Origin of the sequence: Leptospira barantonii (assembly GCF_002811925.1) — a bacterium.
Taxonomy (GTDB): Bacteria; Spirochaetota; Leptospiria; order Leptospirales; family Leptospiraceae; genus Leptospira; species Leptospira barantonii.
In genome coordinates this window covers 256,901-268,729 of the sequence record NZ_NPDS01000008.1, presented here as the reverse complement: position 1 = coordinate 268,729, position 11,829 = coordinate 256,901, and the positions used below count along the sequence as shown (strand labels likewise).

The 11,829-nt window shown below is 43.5% G+C and carries 12 protein-coding genes; 3 read left to right on the top strand and 9 right to left on the bottom strand.

Going from position 1 to position 11,829, the window contains the following annotated elements; translation table 11 throughout:
• Positions 1-457: 457 nt before the first annotated feature.
• The 3 genes from ychF to CH367_RS17805 are packed head-to-tail and all read right to left on the bottom strand — an operon-like array spanning position 458 to position 3,428.
• Positions 458-1,555 (bottom strand): redox-regulated ATPase YchF, encoded by a 1,098-nt coding sequence (gene ychF, locus CH367_RS17815; protein WP_100763828.1) that lies wholly within the window; start codon positions 1,553-1,555, stop codon positions 458-460.
• Positions 1,556-1,600: 45 nt separating this feature from the next.
• Positions 1,601-2,773 (bottom strand): LIC11612 family fibronectin-binding protein, encoded by a 1,173-nt coding sequence (locus tag CH367_RS17810; RefSeq protein ID WP_100763827.1) that lies wholly within the window; start codon positions 2,771-2,773, stop codon positions 1,601-1,603.
• 10 nt (positions 2,774-2,783) lie between these two features.
• A complete protein-coding gene (locus tag CH367_RS17805) occupies positions 2,784-3,428 on the bottom strand; it encodes a hypothetical protein (protein ID WP_100763826.1) in 645 nt (214 codons plus the stop codon).
• Positions 3,429-3,531: 103 nt separating this feature from the next.
• On the opposite strand from CH367_RS17805, the gene CH367_RS17795 reads away from it, so the two are divergent.
• On the top strand, positions 3,532-4,428 hold the full coding sequence (locus CH367_RS17795; RefSeq protein ID WP_100763825.1) for a 4-hydroxybenzoate octaprenyltransferase: 897 nt from the start codon (positions 3,532-3,534) through the stop codon (positions 4,426-4,428).
• Between the two features lies 1 nt (position 4,429).
• The gene (locus CH367_RS17790; protein ID WP_100763824.1) at positions 4,430-5,044 is read left to right on the top strand and encodes a UbiX family flavin prenyltransferase; all 615 of its coding nucleotides are present in this window, start codon (positions 4,430-4,432) and stop codon (positions 5,042-5,044) included.
• Positions 5,045-5,068: 24 nt separating this feature from the next.
• Here CH367_RS17790 and CH367_RS17785 read toward each other — a convergent pair whose 3' ends face one another.
• The 4 genes from CH367_RS17785 to CH367_RS17770 are packed head-to-tail and all read right to left on the bottom strand — an operon-like array spanning position 5,069 to position 7,983.
• The gene (locus tag CH367_RS17785) at positions 5,069-5,758 is read right to left on the bottom strand and encodes a hypothetical protein (protein WP_010574736.1); all 690 of its coding nucleotides are present in this window, start codon (positions 5,756-5,758) and stop codon (positions 5,069-5,071) included.
• Between the two features lie 44 nt (positions 5,759-5,802).
• Positions 5,803-6,846: an Mrp/NBP35 family ATP-binding protein gene (locus CH367_RS17780; protein ID WP_100763823.1), complete on the bottom strand. Its 1,044-nt coding sequence runs from the start codon at positions 6,844-6,846 to the stop codon at positions 5,803-5,805.
• Position 6,847: 1 nt separating this feature from the next.
• Positions 6,848-7,726 carry a metallophosphoesterase family protein gene (locus CH367_RS17775; RefSeq protein WP_100763822.1) on the bottom strand — a complete coding sequence of 293 codons (879 nt, stop codon included), beginning with the start codon at positions 7,724-7,726 and terminating at the stop codon, positions 6,848-6,850.
• A complete protein-coding gene (locus CH367_RS17770; RefSeq protein ID WP_100763821.1) occupies positions 7,723-7,983 on the bottom strand; it encodes a lipoyl domain-containing protein in 261 nt (86 codons plus the stop codon). Before CH367_RS17770 ends, CH367_RS17775 begins: the two co-directional genes overlap by 4 nt.
• Before the next feature lie 67 nt (positions 7,984-8,050).
• Between CH367_RS17770 and CH367_RS17765 the strand changes: the two genes are divergently transcribed.
• Complete coding sequence (locus CH367_RS17765) at positions 8,051-8,881, top strand: hypothetical protein (RefSeq protein WP_100763820.1); 831 nt, start codon at positions 8,051-8,053, stop codon at positions 8,879-8,881.
• Between the two features lie 150 nt (positions 8,882-9,031).
• Here CH367_RS17765 and CH367_RS17760 read toward each other — a convergent pair whose 3' ends face one another.
• Entirely contained in the window at positions 9,032-10,333 is a 1,302-nt protein-coding gene (locus CH367_RS17760) for a PQQ-dependent sugar dehydrogenase (protein WP_100763819.1), read from the bottom strand.
• A 55-nt stretch (positions 10,334-10,388) separates the two neighbouring features.
• Positions 10,389-11,828, bottom strand: coding sequence for an ATP-dependent protease ATPase subunit HslU (hslU, locus tag CH367_RS17755; protein WP_100763818.1), 1,440 nt, complete (start codon positions 11,826-11,828; stop codon positions 10,389-10,391).
• Position 11,829: the final 1 nt, after the last annotated feature.

The window sequence follows — 11,829 nt, the reverse complement described above, 5'->3', positions numbered from 1 at the left end:
TCCTCCGCGGCGCAAGATCCAAATTAATTACGTCACTCAACCGGTCAAACCCTTTTTAAAAAAATTGTCCAGATTATCTCCGTTTTTTATCTTTTTTAAAATGGGGATTTCGATCCAAAATTTCGGACTTTATACAAAATTCACGGAAGGCCGAATCGAGTTTTGAGTTCCATTCTTCTTTGAGAATAGGGTGATTATAAATAATAAAATGACAAATGATAATATTAGTAAAATAGAATATTCTTCTTTCGAGGTCGGTTTTTGTCGTTTGATGGAAACGCGATTCAAGGTGAGAAGGATTTTATGACCGAAGGTCGTTTTCGTTAAACGACAAAAAGTTTAGAAGTTTATGATATACGAAGTTGCTGGAGAATTGGATCGGAAAAGAGAAGTGCCTTTACCAACGAACCCTGAAACATTTTCAAGGTTCGTGGATGGGATGTGAAGAAAATCGAATTTAGGCGTTGATTCTAAAGTAAACCACGTCTCCGTCTTGAACGACGTATTCCTTGCCTTCGATTCTAAGTTTTCCTTCTTCCTTTACTTTGGCTTGGGTTCCGGTTCTGTCTAAGTCATCGTAACTCATGACCTCGGCTCGGATAAATCCTTTTTCGAAATCGGAATGGATTACCGCCGCGGCTTTCGGCCCGGTGCTTCCTACGAGAGTGGTCCAAGCGCGCACTTCCACTTCTCCGGCGGTAAAGAATGTGATGAGTCCCAACAATTTATATGCGGTTTTGATCATACGATCGAGTCCGCTTTCGGTTTCTCCGATTTCCTTAAGAAAGTCGAGTTGTTCGTTTCGATCCAGCCCGGAGATTTCCTCTTCGAAACGACCGCATAAAATTACGAGTTCGGCGTTTTCATCCTTCGCCATTTGACGAATTTGCTGAATCAGCGGAGTGTCTTTTTTTGCCGCGTCCTTGTCCGCAATGTTTGCGACATACATAACGGGTTTGAAAGTGATGAGCTGAAAGGATTTCGCGATCTTCTTTTCTTCGTCCTTTAGGTCCGCGAGTCTTGCGGGTTTTCCCGCTTTTAAAAGATCGAGAATCTTTTCAAGGACGACCGCAATTTCCTGAGCTTCTTTGTTTCCATTCTTCGCATTTTTGGCGACTCTCTGATATTGTTTATCAGCGCTATCCAAATCGGCGAAGATCAATTCCATGTTCACTACGGCCGCGTCGTCCACGGGATTTATTTTTCCATGAACGTGGGTTACGTTGTCGTCCTCGAAAGCGCGCACAACGTGACAAATCGCGTCCACTTCGCGGATATGAGAAAGAAATTTATTTCCAAGCCCTTCTCCCTGACTTGCGCCTTTTACGAGACCGGCGATATCGACGAATTCGATGATTGCAGGAACAACCTTTTGCGGTTTGGCGATTTCCGACAATCGATCCAATCTTGAATCGGGAACTTCCACGATTCCTTTGTTGGGTTCGATCGTGCAGAATGGATAATTTTCCATCTGTGCGCCCGCTTTGGTGAGCGCGTTAAAAATAGTGGATTTACCTACGTTGGGAAGGCCTACGATGCCGCAATTCAGACTCATGGAGTCCAGATTTTCCGGGGTCGGTCTATGCGAAAAGTAAAATCGTCATTCCAGTTCCCAGGATTTCCCGGAACCGTCGCTGTTGAGAGAAAAACTTTCCTGCTTCAGTCGAATCAATCGATTTCCCCGAAAGAAAAAATTCAAAACCGAAACTCCGTTCGGAATTCCGGGAGAAGCACAACCTGTGTAATAAATTCCCTCGTTGAATTTCAGATCCTGAGGCGAATTCAAAAGTCGGATCGCTGTCGTGTCTTCCGTTTTTCCGGAAAGAATTTGATTCCATTCTTCCGCAGTTTTGTCTCCGGCTAAGAATAGAATTCTTTCCTGCGTCCAAGAAAGTTCGATCGGATTCGTGATCGTAGAAAACCAAAATTTCAAAGTATCAAAACTCAATTCGAAAGAAGCACTCCCGATTGAAGTTGTGTTCGTTTTGGTCGTCTCTGATTTTGTGGGTTGATTTACATTCTCCGAAGAATTTTTTTCCGTAGAAGATTGTTTTACTTTTGGATCGGTTTCCGCAGTCGTCGGTTTCGTTTTTCTTGCGGATTTTGTTTTGGAAGAATTTTGTTTTTTCGACTTCTTTGACTTTGCGGTTTTCTTCGTTTCGGATTTTTCGGAGGCAGGTTGTTTGAGTTCGATTTTATCGGGAGAATTCGTTTCGGAAGTCTGACCTACTGCTACTCCGGGTTCGGGTTGCGGATTGAGCCGATTCAAAGTCGAATCGGATTTCGATTTATTTTTTCGTTTTTTCCCTTGAGAAGAAGACTTCGAAGACTTTCCCTTTTTACTGGACTTCTTTTGGGTTTGCGGTTTTGTGATTTCCTTTTTTTCAACCACAAAGGAAATCCAAGGAACACCATTTGCGGTTTGAGAAGATGGTAAATTCTCCAGTGCGGTTTGCGGAAAGATATATAAATCGTATCCGTTTTGCCCTGCGAGATTCAATTGTTCACTCGGAAGTTCGGAAGCAAATGAACCGTAACCTACCAAGAACGCAGTTCCGTTTTCTTGAACGCGTTTGTTTTTGAGTCTTTTGAAAAACAAAGAAGTCGATTTGTAAAAACGGGGTTTATCCGCTTTGGAAGAAGGTTCGCAAACAAGCACGACGCTTACCGGGCGGTCCCTGAGACCACCGGTTTCCGAAAATACATTCTGAAAACAGAATGTACTTAGAATCAAAAGAATTGTGAAGGTTTGTTTGCGGGTGAATCGAAACATCTCGGAATCGTTAAAGTCCCACGGATTTCAAAAGAGATTTTTCGAATTTTAGATAATTCTTTTCTTCCTTTTCCTGGAAGAGCGCGTAACGCGTTTTATAATCGGGATCTTCTCCTGCGAGGGAACTCTGCATTTCGGCGAGATGAGATTCTTCCTCTTTGAGAATCGCCTTTAAACTGACGGGGATTCGATTCTCTTCCAAAATACGATCGTATTCTTGATATAAAAAGTCAGCTCTTTCTTCGATAAGATGAGTTACATAAAGATAGGAAAGAAAGGATTGTTTTTTACCTTTGATTCCCGAGGCGTTTAGGTTTTTTAAAACCATTCCGTCCAGTCTTTGAAAGTATAAAAACGCTGGAAAACCGCAGTGAAGATTTTCGGATTGATAGTCCGGACAAGAACCCGGTGAAATTCTTTCACTCATTCTTTTGAAAAAATGCGCGTGTCTCGCTTCTTCCGACGCGTGTCGGAGAATCATTTCTCCCATTCCAAAACCGCTTTGGGTCGCGAGAATTTTTCGAGAACCGATATGTTCCAAAAAAGAAATCGTATTCAACCACTTGGAATGTTGAATCGGATCTTGGATGATTTTTTCGAGAAAAGAACGGATCGCTTCCGTGGATACGGGAGTTTTTGTCAAAGCTACGGTCATAAGCGTATCCTTCGGGACGCGGCGAAAAAATCATCGCTTTTTAAACTTTCAGTTGGATTTTATGTAGGAAAAGAATTTTGGAATTTTAAAAATCCGATCGCCCATGAACACAACCTTAACATCTCTCAAGCAGTACGGAAGTCTGATTAAATTCTCCCATACACTGTTCGCTCTCCCGTTTGCGGGAATCGCGTTTACACTCGCATTTTTAAAAACATACGGAAGATCGCCCTTGGATTGGATCGTTCTTTCGATTCTCATTTTAGTATCCATGGTTCTCGCGAGATCCGCGGCCATGGGTTTTAACCGAATCGTGGATACGGATATAGACGCGAAGAACAAACGAACTCAGGATCGAGAGATTCCGGCGGGGAAGATTTCAAAAAATTCAGCGATCTGGTTTGTGGTTTTATCCTCTCTCGGATTTTTTATCGTGAGTTGGTTCATCAATCCGATGGCTTTCGGACTTTCGTTTCCGACCTTGATCATTCTTTTGGGATACTCTCTTGCGAAACGTTTCACTTGGCTTTGTCATTTTATTTTAGGATTTTCAATCGGTCTTGCGCCGCTTGCGACTTGGGTTGCGATTCGGGAAGAGATCGTTCTCGAGCCCTTGCTCTGGACGATCGGGCTTGCGTTAAACTTGGCTGGATTCGATATTTTGTATGCGCTTCAAGATCAGGATTTCGATCGAAAGGAAGGATTGTATTCCGTTCCGGCAAAATTCGGAAGAAAGAATTCTCTAAACATCGCGATTGTGAGTCACGTTTTTTGTATCGGTTTTCTTTTTTATGCGGGAATCGTTTCCGGACTGGGTCCTGTGTTTCTGATATTTTTGGCGATCACCGCATATCTTCTGTTTCAAGAACATAAAATCGCAAGAGCTTCGGGGGAGAATTTTTTTCCGCCTAAGTTCTATCAGATTCATTCGTATATTTCTTTGGTTCTTTTCGGCGGTTTGTTGCTCGATCGACTTTTTTATCTCGTGGTTTTAGGTTAGAATGAAACTCGTTTTAGGAATGGCCGGAGCCAGCGGTTCCATTTACGCGGAACGGTTTATCAAAGCCTTATATACTTTGGAAGGAACGACGTTTTTTATCTGCAGTTCGGCTTCTCTCCGTGTTTTTCGAGAAGAAATGGAATGTAAGGTTTCTTCTCCACGGGAACTTTTGGATTTTATAGAAACCAAATATAAGATCCAAAATTCCAAGCATACATTCGAAATTCGTAATTTTGCGGACATCGGCGCGGACATCGCTTCGGGTTCGAACCCTTGGAATGCGATGGTCGTTCTTCCCTGTTCCATGAAAACGATCGCGTCGATTAACGCGGGTTTGACGGAGAATCTGATCGAAAGAGCCGCAGACGTGACCCTAAAGGAAAGAAGAACTCTGGTTCTTGTTCCGAGAGAAGCTCCTTACAACCGGATTCATCTCAAGAATATGCTGGAACTCCACGACGCGGGCGCTACGATTCTTCCGGCTTCTCCGGGATTTTATCAGATGCCGAAGACCTTGGAAGATTTGGGTGATTTTATCAGTGAAAGGGTTTTCAGGCTCTTGGGCATGGAGTTGGATCTATACCCAAGATGGACTCCTAAAATTTCGGAGGAATAAAACGAATTCGTTTTAACCGTTTTGTTAAGCGAAATACTCGATATCGTGGATCTTCTTTTTCAGAGTGGATGCGTCTTCGTAGTTTTCTTTGGAGATCGCGTTGAACTTCTGAAGATACAATCCGATCAATTCTTCTCCGGTTTGTCCCGGTAAGGACAAAGCCTTTTTGAAATTATCCAAATCGAACTCGGGGTGTTTCGTGGAAAAATTCTCCACAAGCTGATCCATCTTAATCAGCGAAGCTTCTCTTGCGATGCCGGTGGATCTTCTGATTTTTAAGGAAAGATTTGCAAGAGCGTCCAAGTATTCTCTTACACCGCTTTCTTCTTCCGGAAAACTAACCTGTCCTCCGCCTACTTCACGATTTTTACAGATCTCCACGTATTTGATGACTACGCTGTTGAACTGATCCATTCTTTCTTGGATATAATCGTTGGAAGCTTCTTTGGACGCGGGCATTTCGAAATCGCGGATTTTGATCACATCGTATTTCTCGATGTTTTCGGAAATGACCTTCTTCAATTCTTCATAACTTTCCAACGACACGGGTGGAAATGTTACGACGGGAAAATTTTCGCCGATTTTTAGAAAGCTGACCACTACGTTAGACGCGATGATCTTTCCTCCGGGGCTGAGAGGGTTTTCACCGAAGACGTTGCAATATACGATCAAATTGCCAGTAGGGTTTTTTTCGGATCCCTTTTCAAACTTCAAGGTTCACCTCCCGTCTCTATGTACAACAGACTCCAAAGCGCGTATTATTCCCACTTTTTTATTTCTTCATTTAAGTTATCGAATATACTTTTGTATGCTTGATACACGGGACCGTTTTTGTCTTTCAATACGACTGGTTTGCCGTCTTCACCCGCGTTCATGATATCCATTGTCAAAGGAATGCCACCAAGGAAACTTGCGTCGGATGATTCTGCTAACTTCTGCCCTCCACCCTTGCTAAATATGGCAGAAGCATGTCCGCACTTCGGACAAATGAATTCGCTCATGTTCTCCACAATCCCGAGGATCGGAACTTTCACTTGAGAAAACATTGCAGATGCGCGTGTCGCGTCTAAGAGAGCTACGGATTGTGGAGTGGTTACGATGACCGCTCCGTTTAAATCGATCAACTGCGCGAGGGAAAGTTGCACGTCACCGGTTCCGGGAGGAAGATCGATAAAAAGATAATCGAGTTCATCCCATACGATATCGTATAAAAATTGTTCGACCGCTTTGCCGAGCATCGGTCCTCTCCAGACCACGGGTTGTTTTTCATCGATTAAGAATGAGAATGAAATCAGTTTGAGTCCGTCTTTTTCCAAAGGATAAATCTTATCCTCTTCCGCTTTGAGAGCGACTCTTCCGTTGACTCCGAACATTTTACCGACCGAAGGTCCGTAGATATCCGCGTCTAAGATTCCTACTTTGTAACCGAGGGAAGCCGCCATGGCCGCGAGATTTACGGTAACGGTGGATTTACCGACGCCACCTTTTCCGGAACCGATCGCGATCACGTTTTTTACACCCGGAATTTTATTGGAATCGTCGAGAACCAACTTCGGATCGACTTCGAATTTGATCTTAACCTTTCCGACTCCTTCGAGTTTGGTCAGGGTCTGACGAATCTGTGCTTCGAGTCCGATTTGAATTCTTCTATCTTGACTCGGTGTTTTGAGGAGAATATTCGTTTCTCCTTCTTGAATGTCCAAAGAACCGACCATGCCGAGGGAAACGATATCCTTTTTGAGTTCGGGGTGTTTGATCTTTGTGAGTTCTCTTTGAATTTTGACTGCTTCGATTGTTGCCATTCTATTCCTTTTCCGAGTAGGAAACCAGTGGAGCTTCCGTAAATTTAGACTGTTCCGTATTGTAAGTGTATCTTTGAATTTTGACGTCGCGTTTTTGAATTTCCAAGGTATGAAATCCGCATTCGTGACGGTGATCCGAGAGTCTTGTGCTGGACGCCGAATTCACGACGTAATAAGGCAATTCTTCCCCGGGTTGTTTTACCCAGTTCGTATGCACATGACCGTGTAGATAAGCGAGAGGCGGTTTCTCCTTTAAGAGAGAAGCCACCTCTTCTCGGTTTAGAAGTTTATGATGTACTGTTTCCTGTCTGTCCGCGGGGTTCCAAATCGGATGATGACATACCAAAACGTACTCGTTGATTTTTTTCTCAGCGAGAATCTTTTTCGTCTGCGCCACAACTTCCGGTTGAATTCTTCCATACGCGTCGAGAATCGAAAGAGGAATGCTGGAATCCCAACCGACGAAATGAAGATCGCCGATTTTTTTGATTCGAATGTAATGCGCGTTATGCGAAATGGATTCGCCGGAAAGATCCGAAAAGTATCTTTCGTAAAATGCGTTTTCGCCAACGGACCGTTTCATGTAACGATCGTGATTGCCCGGAATGTAAAAAACCTTTTCGCGAGGCAGTTCGCTTAACAATTTTCCCGCGGTTCTAAATTCTTCCTCGTGCGATACGTTTGTGATGTCGCCGGATACTACGATCGCGTCCGGATTCGTTTTTCGGATAAATTCGAGAATTGAATTCCAAACTTCTTTCGGATATTTTTTCTTTCTTCTCAGATTGTAGTTTAAATACCCGACGAACATCTTTCCTTGGAGTTGAAAGAAGGGCACGGGAGTCGGAAAGTGTAAGTCTGAAAGGTGAACGATCTTCATTCGGATTCGAAAAGTTCTAAAATTCCAAGCACGTCACCCTTGCGAACGATAGATCCCTTCTCTTTTATAATTTGCGTTAGTTTTCCTTTGACAGGAGACTCCATCGGGAAGCAAGCCTTGTCGGTTACGAGTTCTAAAACTTCCTGACCGGGCTCTATGGCATCACCTAACTTCGAATTCCAGTGAACAAGTTCGATCTTGTCGGTATCTCCGAGGTCCGGTGTGATTAATTCAAAAATAGCGGATTTTGGTTCCATGATTTAAAACAAACTTGCGTAAAAGACTTTGCGCATCAATGATACCTAAAAAACTCGGTGGGGATATATGGCAAACCAGAAAACGGCGCTGAAAGGTAGCGAGATTCTGAAAAATATCGAGGCTTTAAAGAAGAAGAATTTCTTTCACCTTGAACTCAAAGGTCTTACAAAACCCACTCGCGATATCTTATCCGAACTCGTTAACGGAATCCTCGATGAAATCGGAGCGAACCCTTTAGCGGGCTTTCATCTCTTTAGCGGTCTTATGGAGGCCCTACTCAACGCGATCAAGGCGAACATTCGCCACATCATCTTCAGAGACGAACTTTTAAAAAAATTAGCCGAGGGAGAATCCAGTCATCAAGACGCGGAAGAACTTTTGGAAATCATCATGGAAACCTCTCTTCTTAGGGATGCGATGCATCGTTATATCGTTCCTGATAAGGTGAAAAAACAAGTGCAGAGCGTTTTATCCTTAGAGGATAAGATCAGAACGAAGAAGAAGGTTCTTACTGCAAGCGAGCAAGTCTTTCTGAGCGATGTTCGCGCGAAAATCAAGAAATACAATATGAATATTTCTTTGAAGATTCGGATCACTTCGGAAGAACTCAGTTTTCGGATTCGAAACGATTCTCCGATCCATCACTTGGATTTTCAAAGAATTCAGGATTCTCGAATCAAACACAAGGAACTCTACGATCAAGGCAATTCGGCCGATTTTTTCCGTCCAGAATTCTTGAACGAAAAGGAAAGCGCCGGCTTTGGAATCGCGATGATCGACGAAGGATTTTATTCCATCGGTTTGAATCCGTTAGATCTTCTTACGATTACTTCTGGCGCGAGAACCACGACCGTATATATGAAGTATCCGATCTCCGGTTTGAAAATGGATTTTTGAGTAGGATTGGAAATTTAGATTTTCTTAATTTTCGTTTCGATTTGTTAAGCGACTGTTGAAAGTCGCTTAACAAATTTACAGATTCTTCAATACAAATCGAACATCAATTCGGGTTATGTATGTCTGTGTTCGATTTTCGATCGTCGTTTTTTATTTAGGATCGATGCGATAGATCTTACCGCTTCCGAAATCGCTTAAATAAACTTTCCCAGCCGCGTCCTTTCCGAAAGATGAAATGAGGACGGGCCATTTGCCGAGAGTGTAAACTTTTTTGGCGGGTTGTCCGGAAACTTCGGGAAGTTCCAGGGCCCAGATTCTTCCGGAAACAAAATCCGCAAAAACGTATTTTCCGTTTAAATCGGAGATCGCCTTATTCGAATAAACATATCCACCCGTAATCGATTGACCTTCTTCTCTTCCGTATTCGTAAATCGGATCGGTCAAACCATCTTGAGCACAATTCTGCTTCGGTTCGAAACAATGTGATGCTTCCTTAATATTCCAACCGTAGTTTTTTCCGCGTTCTACGATGCTCACCTCTTCCCAGAGATCCTGTCCTACGTCGGCTACGATCAATCTTCCTTGAGGATCAAAGCTGTATCTCCACGGATTTCTAAAACCGTATGCGAATGTTTCGGGAGCGCAACAAGAGTCGTTTACAAAAGGATTGTCCTTAGGAACCGAATATCCTTTTCCGCTTTCGGAAGAATTCACGTCGATACGAAGCATACTTCCGAGTAATGTTTTCGGATTTTGTCCGTTCTTTTTAGGATCGTCCTTCCAACCGCCGTCGCCCCAACCCACATACAGATAACCGTCCGGTCCGAACGCAAGTTGTCCCGCGTTGTGATTCGGATACGGTTGAACCACTTCCATGATGATTCTTTCGGAAGCGATTTTGGATTTGTCCAATTCTTTCGGAGAAGACGCGACCCATTCGCTGACGCGGCTTGTGTCCTTTCCGTTTACCTTAAGAACGTAATTGAGATAGAGTTTTCCATTCTTTGCAAAGTCCGGATGAAACGCTAGACCGAGAAGACCTTGTTCCGCTTCGGAAAGAACATTCAAAGTCAATAATATTCCACTTTCGTTTTTACGAACCTTTCCCCAACGCAAAGTTCCCATTTGTTCCGTGACGAGAAAAGTTTCGTTTTCTCCGGGAGGGAATTGAATGTCCGTTGGCTGTTTGAAACCCGCGGAAACTTCTTTGAGGGAAATGATTATTTTTTCCTTGGTCGCGTCTTTTCCCGAATAGTTCGGTTGCAGAAGGTTCGGATCACCTTCCGACTTATACTTGTCGGGTGCGCCTAAAACTTCCACCAAGGTTTTTTGGATCCATTCACAACCGCTTAGAAAAACAAGCGATGCAAACAGCACGAGATAAACTGAAATTTTTTTCCAATCTACTCGCAAAGGAAACGTAACGTTTGAAATTTGTAATGGAGATTGCATGGACCTATATGCCTCTCTTTTTCAAAAGAGGTCAAATAGAATCCGCGTTCTTTTTTTAAAGAATATACTGACTCAGATCCTTATCCTGAATCACACCCTGCAATCTATCGTTGACGTATTTACCGTCGATTTTAACTTTTCTTTGATTTTCAGGAAGATCCGGGCCCTCGAAACTCACTTCTTCGAGAAGACGTTCCAAAATCGTGTTGAGTCTTCGTGCACCGATGTTCTCGTGTTTTTCGTTCATGTCGTATGCGATTCTTGCGATTTCTTGAATTCCATCGGAGGAAAATTCCAACTGAATTCCGTCAGTAGAAAGAAGCGCTTCGTATTGTCTTGTAAGCGAAGAACGGGGCGCCGTGAGAATTTTTTCAAAGTCATCTCTGGAAAGTTTTTCCAGTTCCACTCGGATCGGAAATCTTCCCTGCAATTCGGGAATCAAATCGGAAGGTTTTGTCATGTGAAACGCACCAGCCGCGATAAAAAGAATATGATCCGTTTTGACCGGACCGATCTTTGTGTTTACGGTCGCGCCTTCCACGATGGGAAGAAGGTCTCTTTGAACCCCTTCTCTCGAAACGTCGGCCCCGCTTTTTCCTTCTCTTCCCGCGATCTTATCGATTTCATCTAAAAAGATAATTCCCATCTCTTCCACTCTTCGAAGCGCTTCTCTTTGCACCTTATCCGGATCTAAAAGTTTTTCTGCTTCGGATTCTTCCAAGGCCTTGAGCGCTTCGGGAATTTTGAGTTTTCTTTTTTTATTCTTCTTCGGAAGCATATCTCCCAAAACGTTTTGCAGTTGATTGTCGAGATCGTCCAAGTTGCCCGCTCCGAAAACCTGAAGCATAGGAATCTGAGACGCGCTTGGATTCGGAAGATCGAGTTCCACTTCTTGATCGTCCAGTTTTCCGGTTTTTAATTTCTTTCTCATAAACTCTCTGGTTTCGAGAAAATGAGTTTTTCTTTCTTCCTCGTCGTTTAACGGAGAAGCGGTCGCAAAACCCGTGATTTGTCCGGAGCCGTGTTTGTTTTCACCGGGAAACGGAAGAAGAATGTCGAGCAGAGCCTCTTCCGCTTTTTGTTTTGCGGTTTCTTCCACCTTGGTTCTGAATTCCTGTTTGACCAAGTTCATCGAGATTACGGCGAGATCTCGAATCATCGATTCCACATCTCTTCCGACATAGCCGACCTCTGTGTACTTGGTTGCTTCCACTTTGAGGAAGGGCGCTCCGCAGAGTTTGGAAAGTCTTCTTGCGATTTCGGTTTTACCGACGCCGGTGGGTCCGATCATGATGATGTTCTTCGGATAAATTTCCTCTCTCATTTCAGGATCCAGTTTTTTCCGTCTGGTTCTGTTTCTGAGAGCGATGGCGACCGCTTTCTTCGCGTTCTTTTGGCCGATTATATGTTCGTCCAACTTGGTTACGATTTCCCGAGGAGAAAGTTCCTCTTCGGCGGACGATATGAGGTCCTGGTCTTTTGGATGATCTGTCATA

Bases quoted from the DNA above. Each gene is read 5' to 3' on its own strand.
- CH367_RS17795 (WP_100763825.1), top strand. From the start codon at position 3,532: ATGAACACAACCTTAACATCTCTCAAGCAGTACGGAAGTCTGATTAAA.
- CH367_RS17775 (WP_100763822.1), bottom strand. From the start codon at position 7,726: ATGAAGATCGTTCACCTTTCAGACTTACACTTTCCGACTCCCGTGCCC.
- CH367_RS17780 (WP_100763823.1), bottom strand. From the start codon at position 6,846: ATGGCAACAATCGAAGCAGTCAAAATTCAAAGAGAACTCACAAAGATC.
- CH367_RS17810 (WP_100763827.1), bottom strand. From the start codon at position 2,773: ATGTTTCGATTCACCCGCAAACAAACCTTCACAATTCTTTTGATTCTA.
- CH367_RS17790 (WP_100763824.1), top strand. From the start codon at position 4,430: ATGAAACTCGTTTTAGGAATGGCCGGAGCCAGCGGTTCCATTTACGCG.
- ychF (WP_100763828.1), bottom strand. From the start codon at position 1,555: ATGAGTCTGAATTGCGGCATCGTAGGCCTTCCCAACGTAGGTAAATCC.
- CH367_RS17770 (WP_100763821.1), bottom strand. From the start codon at position 7,983: ATGGAACCAAAATCCGCTATTTTTGAATTAATCACACCGGACCTCGGA.
- hslU (WP_100763818.1), bottom strand. From the start codon at position 11,828: ATGACAGATCATCCAAAAGACCAGGACCTCATATCGTCCGCCGAAGAG.
- CH367_RS17765 (WP_100763820.1), top strand. From the start codon at position 8,051: ATGGCAAACCAGAAAACGGCGCTGAAAGGTAGCGAGATTCTGAAAAAT.
- CH367_RS17760 (WP_100763819.1), bottom strand. From the start codon at position 10,333: ATGCAATCTCCATTACAAATTTCAAACGTTACGTTTCCTTTGCGAGTA.
- CH367_RS17805 (WP_100763826.1), bottom strand. From the start codon at position 3,428: ATGACCGTAGCTTTGACAAAAACTCCCGTATCCACGGAAGCGATCCGT.